This window comes from Chthoniobacter sp. (assembly GCF_040003245.1).
GTDB lineage: Bacteria > Verrucomicrobiota > Verrucomicrobiia > Chthoniobacterales > Chthoniobacteraceae > Chthoniobacter.
On sequence record NZ_JBDUCX010000126.1, the window covers coordinates 1 to 19126 of the forward strand.

Here is a 19126-nt window from a genome sequence, read left to right on the forward strand (position 1 = left end):
TCTTTTGCAGGATCACATCCCCCGGGGCAATCGGATAGGCGACTTGCATCCAATGCAGGCGATTTACGACCGAGCGATGCTCGACCATCACGCCCTTGGGCCGGCCGGTGGAACCGGAGGTGTAGATCACGTAGGCGAGATCGGTCGGCTGATTGACGATAGCGGGATTTTCCTCCGAGCCACGGTACGACTCCGGGTTTTCGAGAAAGATCGTCTCTCCGTCAAAGGGCGCGCTGCGGGACGTCGCGTTTTGGACGAGCAGCACGCGAACCCCGGCATCGTCGAGCAGATAGCGGACGCGATCCGGCGGATTTTCCGGCGCGATGGGCAGATAAGCCCCGCCGGCTTTCAGCACCGCGAGGAGACCGAGGATCATCGAGAAAGACCGCTCGACGATCAGGCCCACGATGCTTCCCGGCCCGACGCCGGAAGCCCGCAACGCATGCGCCAGCCGGTTCGTCCGGGTATTCAATTCGGCAAAGGTCATCGTCGACGTGCCGAACGCTTTGTCATGATCGCAGATCACCGCGATCGCATCGGGAGTCTGGCTGACCTGCGCCTCGAAAAGTTGTTGAAGTGTCAGGTGATCCGGAAACGGATGTTCCGTCCGATTGAACCCGTCGATCCGGTCCTGGTCGGTTTCCGTGGCGGTGATGGAAGGAGTCGTCGGCACGGCTAGCGAATTTGGGCGGCACGCTTCGCGCCGGCTTCGATAAAATTGCGGCTCAGCAGTTCCTCATGGATCTGCGAAGTGCCTTCGATGATCTCGTAAATCTTCGCGTCGCGATAGTAGCGCGAAACCGGCGCGTCTTCATGACAGCCCGCTCCGCCCCAGATCTGCACCGCATCGTTGGCGGCGGCGACCGCGGCCCGGGAAGCGAAATATTTGGCCATGAGCGCCTTCGCGAAGGCATCGGGCTCGCGCTCGTCGGTCGCGCGGCAGGCCGCCAGGCACAGCAGCCCCGCGGCTTCGAGCTCCGTGCCCATGTGCGCGATCATGGAATGAATCATCCCAAAGCTGCCGACCGTGTCCGGGCCGATCTTGCGGGTCGCGGCGCGGCTGGTCGCTTCCTCGAAGCATCCCCGCACCAAACCCAGCGCCGAACAGGCGGTGCTGATGCGCCCGTACTGCAATCCGATCGGCGCGATGTAGCTCAGCGCCGTGCCCGGTTTGCCCACGAGACTCGCGGCGGGCACCGCCACGTCCGTGAAAGTGACCCGTCCCAAACCCGCGGCGCGGAAACCGAGCAGACCGGTGATCGGCTCGACTTGCAAACCCGGTGTCTCGCGCGGCAACAGGCAGGCGAGGGGACGCGAATCGACATAGCCGACCACCAAAAACACCCCCGCCGTCTGCGCGTAGGAAATCCACGTCTTCTGCCCATTCAGGCGATAACTCCCGTCGCCGCATTCGGTGAATTGCGTTTGCAACGATTTCAAATGACTGCCACCGCTCGGTTCCGTGAGCGCAAAGGCGCCGATCATTTCGCCGCGCGCCAGCGGCGGAAGCCAGCGCGACTTCTGTTCGTCCGTGCCCCACTTGAGCAGCGTCATGGAAACCATCGCCTGGACGGTTAGCAAATCCGTGAGCGCGGGACAGCCCCGGCCAAAGGCTTCATTCAACAGCCCAAAGGTGACCGTATCCCAGCCCCGCCCGTCGTACTTCACGGGCAGCATGTTGCCCAGGTAACCGGCCTCGGCCATGCGCGTCACCGTGGCTGCGGGGATGCTTTGCGCGCGGTCCCACTCCGCCGCCGCCGGCTCGACATACAGCGCCACGAACTCCCGAAAATCGCGCTGGCGGGCTTGCTGGTCGGCGGTGAGAAAGCTGCGCATGGGCCGGCGGATTAGATCGCCGAGGTTTGCGGCGCTTTGCGGAGGACAAACGCGGCGGCACTCGCAATCGACTGAAAGTTGGTGATCTCCAGGTCATCCTGGGTCACTTCGATGCCGAAGGCCTTTTCCAGGAACGTCATCAGCTCGACCGCGAACAGCGAATTGACGATGCCGCTCTCGAAGAGGTTGTCGTCATCCGCCAGGTCGGGAAGCTGGATGGAAGAGAGGATGAATTCGCGGATTTTTGCGCGGATGGCGCTTTCGTCTTGGGTGTTCATGCGTGGGATTTGAAGTCGGTGGCGGTGTCCGGATATTGATAAAAGCCGCGTCCGGTTTTGCGGCCGAGGTGACCGGCGTCCACCAGCTTGCGGAGCAACGGGCAGACGCGGTATTTCGGGTCGTGATAGCTGTCGAAAAGCACGTCGAGCGAGAAGGCCACGGTGTCCAGGCCGATCAAGTCGGCCGTCTCCAGCGGCCCCATCTTGTGGCCGAAGCATTGCTTGAAAATGCGGTCGATGTCTTCCGCCGTGGACACTTGGTCCTGCAACACGAAGGCCGCTTCGTTCATGAAGAGATGCGAGATCCGATTGGACACAAAGCCCGGCAGATCCGCGACGATGATCGCCTTTTTCTGCAATTGATCGAAGAGTTGCTGCAAGCGTGCGACCGTCTCGTCGGAGGTGTGGAAGCCGCGAATGACCTCGACCGTCGGCATGAGGTGCACCGGGTTCATGAGGTGCAGGCCGATGATTTGCGCGGGACGCTGGGTGACCCCGGCGACGCGCGTGATGGGGAGGCAGGAGGTGTTGACCCCGAAGAAAGCTTCCGCCGGCATGAAGGCATCGAGTTGCTCGTAAATCGGACGCTTGAACTCCCATTTCTCCGGCACGTTTTCGATGACCATCTGGCAACCGGCCAGGTCCTTCAAGTTGCGGGTCAGGGTCATGCGCCGCCGGGCGTCGTCGCGCGAAACGCGGGGCAGATGCTTGGCGAAGAGCGGGGCGAAGCGGATGTTCTTGAGGACCTCGGCCTCGGCCTTTTGCAAGGCAGCGTCGGAAACATCCACGGCCACGACATCGATGCCGTGCAGAATGAGATCAGTAATGATCCCGATGCCGATAGTGCCGGCACCGACTACACCGACGGTGGAAAATTTCATGCTCATACGGAACGTCCTCCTCGCCGGGCCAGTTTGGAGCGCCGCTGGCTGCCACGCAACTCCGCTGCGGTGGACGACGCGCTTTTTCCTTCGCCTGAATCTTCCAGGCGGGCGGCCAGCAGCCGGATCGTGGGGGACTCGAAAAGGGAAACGATGGACACGGTCTTTTTCAATTGCTTGCGGATCATGGCCACGACCATCACCGCCTTGAGCGAAGTGCCGCCGGCGTCGAAGAAGTTTTCATCGTAGCCCAGTTGCGTGCGGCCCAGGCCCTTTTTCCAGATCGCGGCGAGCGACTGTTCCATGGTGCTGCCGGTGGCCAGCGGCTCTGCTGCCACTGCGCCGGCAGGTTGCCGCGCGGCTTCCATGGCGGCGACGATGGACTCGACGCTGACCAGTTCCTCGCCGAGTCGTTGCAGCGCCGCGGACCAATTCCGTCGACTCGAGGCGCGTTTCTCCGGGCGTGCTCCCGGCGCGACGCCGGTCTCGTGCTCGTCGGGCGTGTAAGTCAAATCCACCAGGCTCGACACCGGCGCGGCGAGATGAAATTCGGAGCTCGACTCCGCCAACCGGCGCAGCCGCTCGAAAAAGGCGAGCGCGGGTTCATTCCGCCCGCTCTTCCGGCAGGCGAAATGGATGGAAGCTTTTCCCTCGGCTGAAGCACGGGCGGCGAGTTCGGCGACCATGCGATGCTCCACGCCCTTGCCCAGCGCGCGGCAACTCAGCAACAGATTCTCCACGACGTAATGATCGGCCCCCGCGGTATAAAGGATGGCGCCGACGAGGCCATAATCGCCGAAGCGATCGTTCACGCGGGTCACCAGGCACCGCGTGCCGGATTTCAGCAGCGCATGCAGTTCGCCCTCGGAATGCTCGATTGCGGTGAAGTTGAATTGGTTCGTCCGCGCGAGCAGTTGGCTGACGCGTTCGATTTCGCCGTCGGTCACCTCCGTCACGTCGATGCGCAGTTGCAGCCCCTCGAGGAAATCCTGCAACGTGGGCGTCGCGGTGCGCAATTCTTCGCGCCCGGCATTGGCGCGATACCATGCGCCGCGCTCGCGATCCTCGCGGGTCGTCGACGAGCGGTCGAAGATCCAGAGGTTTTCCAGGAATGCCGGGAGGCGTTCGTTCTCCGCGGGCAGTTGCAAGACGGTCACTTCCGGGCAGGCCGCGCGCACCGTGGCGCACTCCAGGGGGTTGTCGTCGAGGAAGACGAAACTGTCCAGGCCCACATTGAAGTGGGTGGCGAGCGCGCGCAGATTGTCCGGCTTGTCTTCCCAGTTGATCCGCCAGCCTGCGAGGTGTTCGCGGCGGAGCAGCATCTGTGGGTGCTGATCGAAGACCGCCAGCGCCTCGGCTTCGTTGTTCTTGCTGCACAACGCGATGAGCACGCCCGCCTGCGCCTGGGCGATCATGAATTCCTGCAAGCGGCGGAACGGCGCGGAGACGTCCACACCTTGCGGTCCATCCTCGCCGCAGACGCCTTTCCACAGCGTGTTGTCGCAATCGAGCGCGATCACTTTGACCGGTGGCGCGTCGAGTTGGAAGAGGGCGCGCGAAATGGCCGTGCCGAGCGCGGCGTAGCCTTCCATGGTGAAGGGCACATGTCCGAGCTGATCGCTGTGCCGATCGTGCCACACCCGCACCGGATACTGCTTGAGAATGGTCGATGAGCTGAGGCACCGCATCTGCGGATAACGCGCGGCATGGGCGAGCACCCGCTCTTCAGCGGCTTCGAGCTGGCTCCGGCCCGCACTGGCGGCGCGCGGTGCGATGGCCAGGACCAGCGGCGCGGCAGAGGCGGCGGCAAAGGCGTCGAGCGCGGCGCAGAACTCCTCCGTTTTCCGGGAAAGCTCGGCATCGGCGCTGGAGAACGTCTTCGGCGCCGGTGCCTGGCGCGTGGCGTAAATATTGAAGAGGCCGGAATCGGTCAGGAGCTTTTCCTCCACCACCGCGCAGCGGAAGCCGCGCTGGCGCAACATCTCCTCGAAGGCGTCGAGGCTCGCCCGGCTGCGATCATGCACTTCCATCACGATCTGGTCGATGAGCGGCCAGTGCTCCTCGTCGATCCCGCTCAGGATGGCCTGCTCGCACTTTTCCGCGTCGACCTTCAGCAAATGGATCCGGGTCAGGCCGTTCTCGCGGATGATGTCGGAGACTGAGGTGATCTGGCATTCGATGGTCTGGGCGGCCAGACGGTGCGTCGTGAGGTCTTCGACATCTTCCTCGGGCACGCTGTCCGCGCCGGTGAGCTCGTTTTGCAGGACGTTGCGCACCACCGCCTGGATGGCCGCGCGGTCCTCGCCCTCGTCGGGATGAAAGCTCGAGAAGACCGACGAATGCTCGTAAAAGGTAAAATGCTCCCGGCCCGCCTTATCGGCGACGCCGTAGTTGAAGGGATGGACGTGAGCAGGCTCGCCGTAGGCCGCGCAATTGGCCCGCAGGAGATCGAACACCTGGGGCGAGGGCTCGTAAGAATAGATGCGGGGATTCCGGCAGCGATCGAGAACGAAGAGCGTGAACAGCCCGATATTGGCGCCGATATCCACGACGGTATCGCCGTCCCGGATCTGGATGTCGTGACGGAGGTAGCACTCGTCCTTGAAGATTTCGTCGTAGACGTAATCCGTCTCGTACTGGTTGAGATGCGCGATCTCCAGCCCGTGGGGGAGGATGCAGCGCGCTTTGTTTTCGAAAACGTCCGCGGCCCGCTCGGCCGTGAGCGGCGCCAGCGCGTGGGGCTTTTCGGGCAGCCAATCTTTTAGGTCGAGCACGACGCTATTGAGGCCGTCGCGATTGCGGCGCAGGGCGCTGGCCGGGTCGAGCAATTGCTGGAAAACCTGATTGTAAGGCGCAAATTCCACCCGCAGATTCCGGCCGAAATAACCGCCCCAGAAACGCAGCGATTCTTCGAGCGGCTCCGCAGTGAAGGTGGCGGTGAGGCACAGCGGCGTCTCGGGTGGTGCCGCGGGCTCTCCCGTTGAGGCGGGTTCGAGGAAGGCCAGGCTCACTCCGCGGAGTTTCCAGAGGAGGGCGCCTGCGGCGTCAAAGAAATCGACATCGCCCACCAATGCTGTGCCGCCGTTCCCTTCGGGACTCGTCCGGCGCGCGCGCAGCCAGCGGGGGGCGCTGTCGCTTTCTCTGACAATCACCAGTTGCTCGATGGCTTGAAGAAGAAACGTGCGGTTGCGCCCGATGGCGAGCGCGCCCAAGAGCTGCACGCCCGCGTCGAGTAGTGTGGGAGCGGGCTGACCGTCCTCCCGACTGGCATCGGCGAGCTGGCCCACGATTTCATCGCCGGATTGACAGGTCGCGGCAAGCGTTTGAAATTGAGGTCCGTACTGATTGCCGTTGCGGCGCAAGCGGGCGTAGAAGTCCTCGGCGGTTCCGAGCGGGACAGCATCGGCGAGCACCGCGTCGGCTTGAAACGGAGCCGCTGGCGAATCGGCCAGCACCCCGTCCTCGACGAGCAAGCGGGCGCAGGGTGGGGGGACGGAAGCCGATTCGACCTCAGACCGCAGGGCTTCAAATAACTCGTAGGCCACAGCGCCATCGGCCCGTTGCTCGGCGCGGATCGTGATGACGATCTCGTCCTCTGCCAGGATGACCGGCTTTTCGAATTCGATGTGGCGCAGGCTCACCGCCCTCTTTTGAAAGAGTTCCTGGTGCATCCGGCAGACCAGCGCGACGAAGTACGAGCCCGGCAGCACCACCATGTCCTGAAAACCGTGATCCGCGATGTACGGTGGCGACCCGGGCCCGACACGCAACTCGCTCCACCAGCAGGCCGGGCCCGCGCTGGATAAGGGAGGGTTATGCATAGGCAGGTCGCACAGAGATGGAATGCAATAAAATCAAGAGATGCTCTCGCCGTCGTAAACGCAGCAGGGAATGGATGAAGGCAGGGCCCGATTAAAAGCTGTCGTGCTGCCGGTTTTTAAGTTTGAGATAGCACCTGATATGCCATCGGCTACAGAGGGCTCCAAGTAAATCATGGAACTTCGCAATTATACTACCGGGAGCTTCCAGCGCGGCCAGCCGTGGTGGTTCGAAGCCGGCTGGCTGGCGGTGAAGTGGCTGTTTTTTCTCAACCCAGTGCCGTGGCCGTCGGAAATCCGCGTCGCCCTGCTCCGGGCCTTCGGCGCCCGGATCGGGGAGCGCGTGGTCATTCGGTCCCAAGTGAATATCACCTTTCCGTGGCGATTTCAGGCCGGAGACGATGTCTGGCTGGGGGAGGAAGTGATCATCCTGAGCCTCGCCCCGGTGACCATCGAGTCCAACGTCTGCATCTCCCAGCGCGCCTTCCTGTGCACCGGATCACACGACTTTCGGGCGGCTCATTTCGACCTCATCACCCAGCCGATCACGGTGCGCGCCGGTTCCTGGGTAGCGGCGCAAGCTTTCATCGCGCCGGGCGTGGAGATCGGCGAGGGGAGCATGGTCGCGGCGGGCAGCGTGGTCTCGGAAAACGTGCCGCCGAAGACGCTCGTCCGGGGCAACCCGGCGGTGGTGGCGAAGCAGTTCGAGTAGCGCAAATGGGAGCATTTTTTCCTTGCAATTTGGAAAGAGGTGTGATACACTTGCGGCCACAGTTGGGAAAGGGTGTGGAGCGGGTTGAACGGTTGGGTGGCGGAAAGAGGCCAGACAGTTTCGTTCGATCCATGATGCCCAGTGACATAGACCTCATTTTCAAGCCATTCCCCCCTCTAGAAGGGGGCGGGACCAGAGTAATCCAGCCCGATCGTGCTCAATCCTGCCTAATCGTGCCTGGAATTTTTTTCTTAGCTGCCGGCTTGCCGCGCCAATCCGACCTTCGCCGTCAAACCGGCCCGAAGGGCCGGCCAGAGATTAGCCGCTGGCGTCAGCCGCCGGAAACGATCCCCCACACGGATCTGCCCCGGAGGGGCATCGGAACTCCACCGCCCCGCCGGGGCGAACCCGTTTGGGTCGCTATTCCGGTGGCTCACGCCGACCGGCTAATCTCCGTGACGCCTCCGGCGCCCAAGGCCAGCGGCGCGCGAAATCTCACCGACCATCTCCAGAGTAAAGCGCAACGAATCGCAACGAATCGCACCCATTCTTCACGACGGCCAATCTCCGTGACGCCTCCGGCGCTCAAGGCCAGCGGCGCGCGGGATCTCACCGACCTTCTTCAGAGTAAATCGCACCGAATCGCACCGAATCGCACCCATTCTCCGCGACGGCACGCACGGGTTCTCCCCTTTAGGCCAATCAAGCCCAGTCAAGGCCAGTCAAGGCTGGTCAAGGCTGCCATTTTTTCACCCTCCCGCCTGTGCGCATTCTTTTCCTGAACCAATACTTTCCGCCCGACCCGGCGCCGACGGGGGTCTTGCTCCGGGATTTGGCCGATCACCTCCAGGCAGCCGGCCACACGGTCGATTTCGTGGCGGCGCGTCAGGATTACCGTGCGGGACAGCGAAAAGGGGGCCGCATGATCCGCGAGGCCAAGGCTCTCGGGCGCATGCTGCTCGATGGCCTGCGCCGGCCACGAGCGGATGTCGTCGTGTCCGCCACTTCGCCGCCCTGCCTGCTTCTGGTCGCCACTCTGGTGGCCTTCTGGCACCGGGCGAAATCGGTCCATTGGATCATGGACCTGTATCCCGAGATCGCTGTGTCCCTGGGCGAAATCCGCGACGGGATGCTGGCCAAGTTCATTGGCAAGGCGATGGGTTGGGCCTACCGGCGCGCCGCCGTGGTCGTCGCGCTGGATGAAGACATGGCCGACCGCATCCGTCGTTACAGGGTGCAGCCCGAGGTCATCGGTGTCTGGGTGTTCGCACCCGTGATCGCCCAAGCGAGCCGCGCGACTGGCGAGCCCACGACACCATGGACGTGGATCTATTCTGGAAATTTGGGTCGGGCCCACGAGTGGGAGACCCTGCTCGCCGCCCAGGCGATCCTGGAAAAGCGCGGCGCGGACATCTGGCTGCTGTTTCAGGGCGGGGGACCATCGCGCCCGGCCGCCGAAGCGCGCGCCGCGGAGCTGGGTTTGCGGCAATGCGAATGGAAGGGCTATATCGAGGAAGCCGAATTGCCGAATGCCTTGCGGCGCGGCCAGGCGCTCGCCGTCACCCAATTGCCCGCTGCCCAAGGGCTGCTCTGGCCGAGCAAGCTGGGACTTCTCCTCAGCCTGCCGCGGCCCATCCTCTGGGTGGGTCCCACCGACGGAGCCATTGCCCGCCAATTGCGTGCCCTGTCCAATGCCGGCATCTTCGCGCCGGGGCAGTCCGAACAGGTGGCCGATTGGCTGCTCGCCCTGCAAAGCCGCCTTCCGGCGACCTGCCCGCCCGCGCTCGATCCCGTGGCGCAGCGCGCCGCCGCGCTCGCCGGATGGTCGCGCCTGATTGAACGATGCCGATGACCTACGCTTGCTGCTCATCCCATCCAGTGGCACTTTTGGTGCTTAAACGCGTGCTCACATGATTTACGAGGAACCACGGTCAAGATGGCAGTGTAGCGCACCCAGCGACTTCCGCCCTGCGCGGAAAGGAGGTCGAAGGGTGTGATTTATACCCTGCTGTTTTTTGTCCTCGGGTTCGTGATTTCGGTGTTTTGCACGCCGTGGGTCATTCGTCTCGCGCACCGTGGCATCGGCCTGGATTACGCCCATGAATCGCGCAAGAAGCAGGCGGTGCCCATTCCGCGTCTCGGCGGCATGCCGTTGATGCTGGCGGTCTCCACGGGGTTGCTCGTCATTTTTGCGCTACGGCCCAGCAGTGCGACCAATTGGTTTCCCGTCCTTGTCGGCAGCCTCCTGATGTACGGACTCGGACTGTGGGATGATTTGAGCCCCTTGGGCGCGAAGAAAAAGCTTTTCGGGCAGATCTTTACGGCCGGGCTCGTTTATTATTTGGGCCTGAGCATCGACAAGTTTTCCTATCCGGGCGCCACCGGTAGTATCGATCTGGGTGCCTGGAGTCTGCCGGTGACAGTATTCTGGCTTATCGCCGTGCCGAATATCGTGAACCTGATCGACGGCTTCGATGGGCTCGCCGGGGGACTGGGACTTTGCATGTCGGTGACCCTCGGCATTGTGGGCATCCACAACGCCCAGCTTGCCGTGGCTTGGTATGCCTTCACCCTGGCCGGGGCGCTGCTCGGGTTTCTCGTCTTCAATTTTCCGCCGGCCAAAATCTATCTCGGCGATGGCGGCGCTTATCTCATCGGCTTTACCATTGCGGCGCTTTCGCTGACCAGTTCCAACAAGGGCTCCGTGGCCAAGGTCCTCTTCGTCACGCTCATCGCTCTCGGCGTCCCAATCCTCGATACCATGTTTGCCATGCTGCGGCGCGGGCTGCGCGGCTATCCGCTCTTCCACGCGGATGACGAACACTTCCACCATCGACTGGAGAAATTCGGCTTCTCGAAAACGCGCATCCTGTTTGGGCTCTACGGCATTTGCCTCGTCCTGAGCTTGTTTGGGTTGAGCATCATCTGGAGCCAGGGCGGGACGCTGCCGATTGGCATCGGCGTTCTCTTCCTGCTCGCGCTCCTCGCGCTGCGCTACTTCCACTTCCTCAAGTCCTGGGATGACGTGCAGCGCAAGCTCAGCCGCGTGCTCGGCCGCCGGAGCGTGGTGCAATACGCCCTCTTGCAGGCGCAGGTGCTGGACCTCGAGGCCGAGCGCTGCAAAACGGCGCAGGAGTTCTGGGCCATCTTCGAGCACACCATGCGACGGGTGGGCTTCGTCGAGCAGGGCGAATCGGACGCCGAATATGCGATCGAAGTGAAATACAACGGCAGCAAGCCCTGGACGCTGCACGCCCCCCAGCACAAAGGCACGGAAGTCGAATGGCAGCGCATCGCGGAGTGCTTCCGGCCCGTCTACGCCAAGGCGACCCAGAAGTGGCGCGTATGAGCCGGCGAGGTTCGAGGCGGGCGCAACCGGAGCAACCCGAGCAGCCGGCGCCCACGAAGAAGCCGCTGCGCCTGACCCGGGAGATGGTGGCGCTGGGGATCTTTGCCATCATCGTCATCGTCGGCCCGTTGCTTTTTGGCATGGTGGATCGACTGCCGCAGATCGGCCTGCTGGTGCTGCTGGGCATCGGCATCCTCGTGCAACCACCGGCGATCGTGCCGCTGAGTCGATGGGGCAACCGTCTCGCGCTCGCCTTTATCGGGCTGCTGCTCTTCAAGGAGTTCGCGCCTGCGAGTTGGTTCGGGGACACGTTCTGGCGTACCACGCTCACGCGCCAGTATGCGCTGCAGCTGCCATTTACGCATCATCCGGAGCCGTCCCGGGCGCTGGACGCCCTGCTGGCGGGCGCGGTGGGTGTGGTGTGGTTTTTATGGGTGCGTCGATTGGCGGTGAACCGGCAGCATCGCGCCTTTCTGGCCTGGGCGCTCTTCGTCGCCGCGGCCATCGTCGCCGTCGTCTCCTTCGCCACGAAGCATCCGGGGTCCGATGCCATTTACGAGGGCACCGTCCTGGCGCGCTGGACACCCGGCTGGGGTGGGTTCGGGCCGTTCCCCAACCGCAATCATACGGCGGATTATTTTGCCATGGCGGGCGTGCTCGGCTGCGGCTGTGTGGCGTGGGCTGCGGCGCGCAAGAACTGGACCATATTCTGCAGCGGTCTCGTCCTGGTCGGGCTCATCGTCGTCGCCTTGCTCACCACGCAATCGCGCGGCGGCTTGATCGCTTTCGGCGCGGGGGTCGGCATTTATCTGCTGCTCTGCCTGGCCAAGATGCGCAATCGCCGGGCACTGGGCGCCGCCCTCGGGACGGCGCTCTTTTTCGGCGCGCTCATGCTCACTTTCGGCAGCCAGGTTTTTGCCCGCTTTCACTCGCACGAGGGCGGTGCGGTCTCGAATCTCACCCGTATCGCGGTGTGGCACGACGCCATCGCGATGTGGCGCGACGCGCCGCTGCTCGGTCACGGACTCGATTCCTTCGCCGGGGTCTTCCCACTCTACCAAAAAATCCAGTTGGAGAATCAGATCGTCCTCCACCCGGAAAGCAACTGGCTGCAATGGCTCGCGGAGCTGGGCCTCATCCCGGTGCTCCTCGCCGCGGCGGCCCTGGCGCTGTTCCTGGGCCGGCATGGCCGGGAGATTTTCGGACGGCAGCGCAGCTTTTTCCTGCACGCTGGGGGATTTGCCGCCTTCGCGGTGATCCTCGTCCACGCAATTTTCGACGTGCCGGCGCATCGCTGGGGCACCGCCGGTTTTGCCCTGGCTGCGCTGGCCCTGGCCTGCCCGATGCGCATCGAAAGCCGCCGCGTGCCCGAGCCTCGCCAGGCCGCTCTCGTGCCGCTGGCGATCGCGGGATTCTGGTGGCTGCCGCTGCACTGGTTTGTGCCGGCCTGGTCGCCCCTGTGCTTGAACCGTCTCATCGAACTCGACGCGCTGGCGCCCGGGTTGGTGCAGCTTGCGGAACTGGAAACGGCGCTGCGCTATTTCCCGCTCAATGCGGACCTCCACCAGAGCGTGGGCCTGCGCGACCTGAAACTCTTTGGCCGCGACAACCCGGCGGCCTGGCAGCGGCATTTCGGCATCGCCACCCGCCTGCAGCCCGGGGTGTGGGAGACGCCGATGGCCCAGGCGCGGGCCTGCCAGCGCGTGGCGCCCGTGCAAGCCCTGGCCTACTGGCAACTGGCCGTCGAGCGGGGCGACATCCATCGGGATGAAATCTTGCGGACCGCCGTGACGGAGACCGGACGTTTTCCGGCCGCGCAGTCCTCCTGGGGCCACTACGTGGAAGCGCATCCGCAACTGCTTCTCGCCTATGCGCAAATCGTGCCCGAGCAGCTCGGCGCCTATTACTACGGGCGCTGGTGGAAGCTGCGCTCTAATGCGCCCGATCTGTCCGCGGCGGAGTTGCGGAGCTTTTACCAGCTCGCGCCGCGCTGGGGAAACAAGGAGGACTTCGACGATTGGGCCAAACACCACGTAGCCGAGGGCGTGCGCGATAATCGGCAATGGGCGGCCTTGTGGCACCACTGGGGTGAAGATGATCGCGCCTGGCACCTTCTTTCCATCAAGGTCGTCGAGCCTTCCTTCCCGGCGGTGCCGTCCACCGTGCCGCGGGCCGTTCTTGAAACCACCTGGCGCACCCACCCGGAGAATGTGGTCAACGCCCAGCAACTCGCCCTCCTGAGGCAACGGGATGGCGACCAGGCGGACAGCGACGAGATCATCATCGCCGTGGCCCACGGCGAAAATCCACCGCCGTGGTTCGTGGAGAAAGCAGCGTGGATTCTCGCCCGCGCCGGGCGGACCGGTGAAGCCGTGGACGTGCTGTTGCGTCCGCGCTGACATTCCGCTTGCCGTGTCTAAGGTTTTCGGTTGTAAGACGTCTTTTTTAGGAACTGTGAAGAATCATCGATTGTTGGCGGAATTCTAAAACGAAGCGTTGAGTTTGCCGTGTCTCCCCCCGGAACGAGCGACCAAACCCAAGGAAATTCATGAGTCATAAATCGAGCACGTTCTGGGTATTTGCCCTGCCAGTATCGCTGGTGATCCTCGCCGCGGCCTATTACATCAAGATCCCGTCGGCCCGCCGCTTCATCGACGCCCATACGTCCCTGGGGCATCAGCTTTTTGGCAGCTTCGTCCACGACACCGTGATCATCGAAACCAAGCCGCCCAAAGACGATGACCCCCTCTCGGTCACGATCAATGAGAGGGGCACCGCGGCGAATGTGAAGCCGGCCGTTCCCACTCCGGTCCCGGTGTTCGACCTGCAAAAGCTGGCGCGCGACCCGTCCCACTGGCCGAAGAAAGTGATGCTGAAGAAGGCGACGGGTTTTCCCGCCGTGGTCGGCGGCAAGGTCGTCGGCTCGCTCACCGCCCCGGTCGGTGCGGAGGCGAACTTGAAGATGATCAAGGATGGCAAAATCGGCCTGGAATACCAAGGCGGTGGCGCGTTGGTGCCGGTGGAGGACACGGATCTGGCCGTCCGCGCGATGGCGCAATAGCCCGCGGTGGCGTGGGGACGGAGGCTATCGGCCCAATGTCGAGACGAGTTCGGCGGACGGGACGAGGACTTCCGCGCGGGTGGCGAGGGTCTTCACTTTGACCTGCGGCCATTCTTCGCCGACGAGCACGGCGCGCGTGGCGCCGAGCAGTTCGGCGGTCTGGAACTGCTTGCCGACTTTGGCAGCGGTGAGCGGGAAATCGACGCGCTGGCCGGCGTCGCGTAACTGTTGCACGAGCGCGAGGGCGTCGGACCGGCGTTCTTCCTGCGCGATGATGACGTAGACATCGCAGGCGCGCTCGTCCTTCAGCCAGGCGTCGCGTTGCGCAGCGGCGGCAGGGGTGTCGTTGATCAGGTTCGCCAGCACAACGTCACCCATGCCGAAACCGAGCGCCGGCAGATCCACTTTGCCGTCGCTCATCAGGCTCAGCAGCTTGTCGTAACGGCCGCCACCGGCGAGCGCGCGCTCATTCTTGCTGCGATCGAAGACCTCGAAGACGACGCCGGTGTAGTAGGCGAGTCCGCGGACGATGGCGTAGTCGATCTCGACGAAAGCGCCGAGACCGCGCGCGTTCAGCCCTTCGAGCACTGGCACCAGTTCCGCGGTCGGCGTCTTGCTGTGCATGAAGTCGAGCACCGCCTGGGCAGTCAAGCCGAACTTGCGCAGCAGCTCGTCGGTCTTCTCCGCCGGGGCGCGCTCGGCCTTGTCGACGACCTGGAAGAACTCGTATTCGTCCTCCGGCTTGCCACCGGCTTGGGCGAAGAATTGCTGCCACGCGGTGCGGCTGCTGAGGCGGACGACGAAATCATTCTCGGTGAGCCCGAGCCCGCGCAGCATGTCGATGAGCACGGCGGTGAGCTCGGCATCGGCGGCTGGCAAGGGCTCGCCGATGATGTCGCAGTTGAGCTGGTAGAACTCGCGCAACCGGCCGCGCTGCTGTTTCTCGTAGCGGAAGAATTGCGGCACGCAGAACCATTTGAGAGGTTTTTTGAAATCACGCTCTCGGGCCGCGACCATGCGGGCGAGCGTGGGAGTCATCTCGGGGCGCATGGCTACGTGGCGCTTGCCTTTGTCATCGAAATCGAAGAGCTGGCCAACGAGTTCGCCACCAGATTTCTTTTCGTACAGTTCCATTGGCTCGAGGACTGGGCCGTCGTACTCGACGAAGCCATAGCGGCGGGCGACTTCGCGCCATTGAGTCAGGATGTAATTCCGCCGCGCGCAGTCGTCGGGATAAAAGTCGCGGAAGCCGGGCAGGGTTTGCATGGGTCGGCGAAGATGCCGGGGGTGCGGTCTGGATGCAAGATTCCGCATCGGCAATCCTGCCACTTGCGTCACCCCTCCCGCATCGGCTTTGCTGCAGGGGTGCTCACCCGACTGAAAGTCCGCCATTTCCGCTGCTTCGATGCGCGGGAGGTGGATTTTGCGCCGGGGTTGAACTTCATCGTGGGTCCCAATGCCCACGGCAAGACGTCGCTCCTCGAGGCCGCCTGCATCCTGCTGCGGTTGCAATCGCCGCGCGTGACCCGGCTGGCCCACGCGATCCAGCACGAGCGGCGCGGGTTTGTGGTGGACGGCCACTTTGGGCCACGGCATCTCCAATTCTACTTCAGCCGCGAACGAAAGAAGCTGGCGCTGGATGAAGTCGAGCAGAAGAACGCCCGCGAGTACCTGGAGCAGGGGCGGGTGGTCTATTTCGCGAATAGCGATATCGAGCTGGTGCGCGGCTCCAGCGACACGCGCCGGCAGTTTCTCGATTTCGTCGCCGCCCAGCGCGATGGCACCTACCGCCAGGCGTTGCGCGATTACGAGCGCGCGCTGCGGTCGCGCAATCTGCTGCTCAAGTCACCGTCGCCGCGTTGGCGGGAGATTGCCGCGTTTGACGAGCCACTGCTGAACTCGGGACAGCGCGTGATCGCGATGCGCGCGCAGTTGGTCGCGGAGCTGCAGCCCGAGGTGGAACGCACGCACCGCGCCATCAGCGGCGCACGGGAGAAGTTGCAACTCGAGTACGTGCCGGGAGCCGGGGAGGATTTCGCGAAGACACTGGCGGCCGCCCAAAAGGAAGATGCGCGCCTGCGGCAGACCAGCGTCGGTCCGCATCGCGACGACCTTCGCTTCGCGCTGAATGCCCAATCCTCCGCCTTCGCCAGCGAAGGCCAGCAGCGGACGCTGGTGCTGGCGCTGAAGCTGGGCGCCGCGCATTTGCTGGAGCAGCGTTTTGCCGCGCCGCCAGTCCTGCTGCTCGACGACATCTTTGGTGAACTCGATCTCGTCCGCCGCGCTGCGCTGCTGGCCGCGCTGCCCGCCGCGGCGCAGAAGATCATCACGACCACGCACCTCGATTGGCTGCCGCCGGATGCGGAAGCGTTGCTGATTCGCCTGGGCTAACGGCTGGCCGCGTCCTCGGGAGTGGTCTCCCCGGATTGCTCCGCCGCGGCGGCGCGGGCGAGCTGACGTCTGTAAATGCGGCGGCGGTTGAACCAGCGCAGCAGGTAGATGCCGAGCAGGGCGATCACGAGCGTGATGAGCAGCACATGGGTATGATTGTGGCGCTCGACGCGGCCGATGATCTTCAAGGCGAGGCTGGTGAAGTGGAAACCGACCGTCACGAGCAGGCTGCCCCACAGGGTCAGCGCCAGCAGTTCGATGCCGGCGAACTTGGCGTAAGGCAAATGATGAATGCCCCAGAAGACCGAAGTGGGATTTCGCGTGCCGTAGACGAAGCGGGCGAAAAAGATCTCCCAAGGGCCGAAACGCGCGGCCAGCCGCTCGACGGCCGGCCCGATGCGCAGGTAGACCTTGCTCGACTTGAACCACTCGGAGTGCTGGTGGCCGATCACAAACCAGAAGGTGTCGTGGATGAGCGCTCCGCCGATGGCCGCAATCAGTGCCGTGTACAAATTGAACTCATCCGGAGTGGAGGGATCCCCATCGCCCAGACGGGCCACCACCCCAATGGCAATGAAGGAGACGTCGTTCTCCAGCAGGGCGAGGAGAAAGGCGGCCCAGAGACCATAGTGGTTGAGGAACTCTCTCATGGGGTGGAAGTGGGCGGGCGCTCGGGAAATATAGTGCTCGAAGCAGATGTCACGCTGCAACTCCATCAATCGTAACCGCACTGCGCGCATTTTTCCGGTGCAAACTTTTCGACGGAGAGTAATCTCCCGCCCTTTTCCATGCCCACTACGACTCCTACCACTCGCGAACTTTACGACCGGTACGTCATCCCGACGTACGCCCGTTTTGATCTGCGGTTGGCGCGTGGGCAGGGGACCGAAGTGTGGGACGAAGACGGGAAGCGCTACCTCGACTTCGGCGCGGGTATCGCGGTCACCTCCATCGGGCACGCGCATCCACGGGTCATTTCCGCGATGCAGCGGCAGATCGGCACGCTGGTGCACACCTCGAACCTTTACTATACCCGCCCGCAGGCCCTGCTGGCGGAACGGCTGGTGCGCCTCACCTGCGCGCCGGCGGCCCCACGCGGCAAAGTCTTTTTCTGCAACAGCGGCGCGGAAGCCAACGAGGCGCTCTACAAGCTCGCCCGGAAATTTGGCAACGACGGCGCCGCGCCCGCGCCGAAGCACAGCGTGGGCGAGATGATCGCCACGGATGCCTACCGCCACGAGATCATTACCATGATCGGCTCCTTTCACGGTCGCACCCTGGCGGGCATCGCCGCGACCGGGCAGGAGAAGGTGAAGAAGAGCTTCGAGCCGCCCGTCCAAGGCTTCACCCATGTGCCCTTTAACGACGGCCCCGCACTGCTCGCGGCCGTGCAGGAACCGGGCACGGTCGCCGTGCTGCTCGAGCCCATCCAGGGCGAGATCGGCGTCAATCCCGCTACGCCCGAATTCTTGAAACTGGCGCGCGACCTTTGCGACCGCCACGGCATGCTGCTCATGTTCGATGAAGTGCAGTGCGGCCTCGGACGCACCGGCGACTGGTGTGGCTGGAAGACCCTCGTCGGACCGGACCTCATGCCCGACGCGATCAGTTGGGCCAAGGGCATCGCCGGCGGCTTTCCGCTCGGCGCAATCTGGGTCAGCGACAAAATCGTGACGCTCAAGTCGGGTGACACCATTCCGCTCTGCGACCTGCTCGGGCCCGGCACGCACGGGACGACTTTCGGCGGCACGCCGCTGGTCAGTTCCGGGGCAAATGAAGTGCTCGCCGTAATCGAGGATGAGGGGATGCTCGGGAATGCCCGCACGCTCGGCGCCCACGCAGTCGCGGCGATCCAGGCCATCGGTTCTTCGCTGATCAAGGAAGTGCGCGGCGTCGGCCTCATGCTGGCTTTTGAACTCGTTCCCGATTTCGTCAAGCGCGTCCCCGCCGCCGCCCAGCGCTCGCCGAGCCTGCTGGTGGTCGATGCCCTGCACGAAGCCGGCCTGCTCACTGTGCCGAGCGGCACTCACGCCGTGCGCTGGCTCCCGCCGCTCAACGTCTCCCGCGCGGAGATCGACGAAGCCGCAGAGATCTTGCGCGAGGTGCTGGCGCGATTCTAGAGCGCGTTCCGGTTACTGCACGCGGCCCAGGCCGAATTGATCGCCATTGCGCACGGGCTCCGCGCCGGCGAAGTCGATCTCCAGCATCTTCTCGCTGCCCACGTGGCGGCCTTCCTCGTCTTCGAGAGTGGTGAGGATTTGGTGCGTTGCGACATCGATCACTTCTCCGCTGGAGGGGTAGGCGTAGCGTCCGTCGATGCTGAAGGTGATCCAGCCCGGATCATCCCGAACCGCGATGCTGCCGAGTTGCTTGGGCGGCATGGTCGTGGCGTCGAAGTAATGCATCCGCTGGTTATGCCCATCGGTGACCCAGATCTCGTGTTCATCGGGAGTGAGACCGATCCCGTGACTCGGGCAGCCATGCCGTTTAACCATCCCCATGGAGAAGCCCTGCACTTCGACGCGGTAGAGTTTCTTGCCGGTGGTGAGGTCGCCGATTTCAAAGCCTAGCAAGCCATTGATATTCACGAAGCAGAGCGTGGCCTTGCCGTTCACGGTGTAAGGGCGGATGGCCGAGGCAAACGGGCCGACTTCCTTGCTGATCTCTCTCGTCTTCGTGTCCACCACGCGGAGAAGGGGTGAGTGCAGGCCGGCGAGATAGGCGTGTGCGCCGGTGGCATCGACGATCGTGTTGTGTGCTCCGGCATTGGGCGTATCAAGGCGCTTCACGAGGTCGCCGG

The 19126-nt window shown here is 63.7% G+C and carries 14 protein-coding genes and 1 pseudogene; 7 read left to right on the plus strand and 8 right to left on the minus strand.

Annotation, left to right across the window (positions count from 1 at the left end):
- The 5 genes from ABJF10_RS17500 to ABJF10_RS17520 form a co-directional block, all read right to left on the minus strand.
- Positions 1–673 (minus strand): AMP-binding protein (locus tag ABJF10_RS17500; RefSeq protein WP_348545883.1); only part of this gene is annotated, 673 nt, incomplete at its 3' end.
- 2 nt (positions 674–675) lie between these two features.
- Complete coding sequence (locus tag ABJF10_RS17505) at positions 676–1836, minus strand: acyl-CoA dehydrogenase family protein (RefSeq protein WP_348545884.1); 1161 nt, start codon at positions 1834–1836, stop codon at positions 676–678.
- 11 nt (positions 1837–1847) lie between these two features.
- On the minus strand, positions 1848–2114 hold the full coding sequence (locus ABJF10_RS17510) for a phosphopantetheine-binding protein (protein WP_348545885.1): 267 nt from the start codon (positions 2112–2114) through the stop codon (positions 1848–1850).
- Positions 2111–2995 (minus strand): 3-hydroxyacyl-CoA dehydrogenase NAD-binding domain-containing protein, encoded by an 885-nt coding sequence (locus tag ABJF10_RS17515; RefSeq protein ID WP_348545886.1) that lies wholly within the window; start codon positions 2993–2995, stop codon positions 2111–2113. Before ABJF10_RS17515 ends, ABJF10_RS17510 begins: the two co-directional genes overlap by 4 nt.
- A gap of 2 nt (positions 2996–2997) precedes the next feature.
- The gene (locus tag ABJF10_RS17520; protein WP_348545887.1) at positions 2998–6816 is read right to left on the minus strand and encodes an FkbM family methyltransferase; all 3819 of its coding nucleotides are present in this window, start codon (positions 6814–6816) and stop codon (positions 2998–3000) included.
- Positions 6817–6988: 172 nt separating this feature from the next.
- Between ABJF10_RS17520 and ABJF10_RS17525 the strand changes: the two genes are divergently transcribed.
- From ABJF10_RS17525 to ABJF10_RS17545, 5 genes are all read left to right on the plus strand, one after another.
- A complete protein-coding gene (locus ABJF10_RS17525) occupies positions 6989–7525 on the plus strand; it encodes a WcaF family extracellular polysaccharide biosynthesis acetyltransferase (RefSeq protein ID WP_348545888.1) in 537 nt (178 codons plus the stop codon).
- 763 nt (positions 7526–8288) lie between these two features.
- On the plus strand, positions 8289–9377 hold the full coding sequence (locus tag ABJF10_RS17530; RefSeq protein ID WP_348545889.1) for a glycosyltransferase: 1089 nt from the start codon (positions 8289–8291) through the stop codon (positions 9375–9377).
- A 141-nt stretch (positions 9378–9518) separates the two neighbouring features.
- Positions 9519–10874 carry an MraY family glycosyltransferase gene (locus ABJF10_RS17535; RefSeq protein WP_348545890.1) on the plus strand — a complete coding sequence of 452 codons (1356 nt, stop codon included), beginning with the start codon at positions 9519–9521 and terminating at the stop codon, positions 10872–10874.
- The gene (locus ABJF10_RS17540) at positions 10871–13273 is read left to right on the plus strand and encodes an O-antigen ligase family protein (protein ID WP_348545891.1); all 2403 of its coding nucleotides are present in this window, start codon (positions 10871–10873) and stop codon (positions 13271–13273) included. Before ABJF10_RS17535 ends, ABJF10_RS17540 begins: the two co-directional genes overlap by 4 nt.
- A gap of 149 nt (positions 13274–13422) precedes the next feature.
- Positions 13423–13935 carry a hypothetical protein gene (locus ABJF10_RS17545; RefSeq protein ID WP_348545892.1) on the plus strand — a complete coding sequence of 171 codons (513 nt, stop codon included), beginning with the start codon at positions 13423–13425 and terminating at the stop codon, positions 13933–13935.
- A gap of 24 nt (positions 13936–13959) precedes the next feature.
- On the opposite strand, the gene hisS is transcribed toward ABJF10_RS17545, so the two are convergent.
- Complete coding sequence (gene hisS, locus ABJF10_RS17550) at positions 13960–15201, minus strand: histidine--tRNA ligase (protein WP_348545893.1); 1242 nt, start codon at positions 15199–15201, stop codon at positions 13960–13962.
- Positions 15202–15264: 63 nt separating this feature from the next.
- Between hisS and recF the strand changes: the two genes are divergently transcribed.
- Positions 15265–16326: a DNA replication and repair protein RecF gene (gene recF / locus ABJF10_RS17555; RefSeq protein ID WP_348545894.1), complete on the plus strand. Its 1062-nt coding sequence runs from the start codon at positions 15265–15267 to the stop codon at positions 16324–16326.
- On the opposite strand, the gene ABJF10_RS17560 is transcribed toward recF, so the two are convergent.
- On the minus strand, positions 16323–16976 hold the full coding sequence (locus ABJF10_RS17560) for a hypothetical protein (RefSeq protein WP_348545895.1): 654 nt from the start codon (positions 16974–16976) through the stop codon (positions 16323–16325). The two genes, recF and ABJF10_RS17560, sit on opposite strands and share 4 nt — an antisense overlap.
- 138 nt (positions 16977–17114) lie before the next feature.
- On the opposite strand from ABJF10_RS17560, the gene ABJF10_RS17565 reads away from it, so the two are divergent.
- A complete protein-coding gene (locus ABJF10_RS17565; protein ID WP_348545896.1) occupies positions 17115–18446 on the plus strand; it encodes an aminotransferase class III-fold pyridoxal phosphate-dependent enzyme in 1332 nt (443 codons plus the stop codon).
- Between the two features lie 12 nt (positions 18447–18458).
- Here the strand turns inward: ABJF10_RS17565 and ABJF10_RS17570 are convergent.
- Positions 18459–19126 (minus strand): annotated as a pseudogene (locus ABJF10_RS17570) (hypothetical protein); the annotation flags it as partial.

Excerpts from the sequence above, each read along its gene's own strand:
- ABJF10_RS17505 (WP_348545884.1), bottom strand. The coding sequence starts at position 1,836 with ATGCGCAGCTTTCTCACCGCCGACCAGCAAGCCCGCCAGCGCGATTTT.
- ABJF10_RS17510 (WP_348545885.1), bottom strand. The coding sequence starts at position 2,114 with ATGAACACCCAAGACGAAAGCGCCATCCGCGCAAAAATCCGCGAATTC.
- ABJF10_RS17515 (WP_348545886.1), bottom strand. The coding sequence starts at position 2,995 with ATGAAATTTTCCACCGTCGGTGTAGTCGGTGCCGGCACTATCGGCATC.
- ABJF10_RS17520 (WP_348545887.1), bottom strand. The coding sequence starts at position 6,816 with ATGCATAACCCTCCCTTATCCAGCGCGGGCCCGGCCTGCTGGTGGAGC.
- ABJF10_RS17525 (WP_348545888.1), top strand. The coding sequence starts at position 6,989 with ATGGAACTTCGCAATTATACTACCGGGAGCTTCCAGCGCGGCCAGCCG.
- ABJF10_RS17540 (WP_348545891.1), top strand. The coding sequence starts at position 10,871 with ATGAGCCGGCGAGGTTCGAGGCGGGCGCAACCGGAGCAACCCGAGCAG.
- ABJF10_RS17545 (WP_348545892.1), top strand. The coding sequence starts at position 13,423 with ATGAGTCATAAATCGAGCACGTTCTGGGTATTTGCCCTGCCAGTATCG.
- hisS (WP_348545893.1), bottom strand. The coding sequence starts at position 15,201 with ATGCAAACCCTGCCCGGCTTCCGCGACTTTTATCCCGACGACTGCGCG.
- ABJF10_RS17560 (WP_348545895.1), bottom strand. The coding sequence starts at position 16,976 with ATGAGAGAGTTCCTCAACCACTATGGTCTCTGGGCCGCCTTTCTCCTC.
- ABJF10_RS17565 (WP_348545896.1), top strand. The coding sequence starts at position 17,115 with ATGCCCACTACGACTCCTACCACTCGCGAACTTTACGACCGGTACGTC.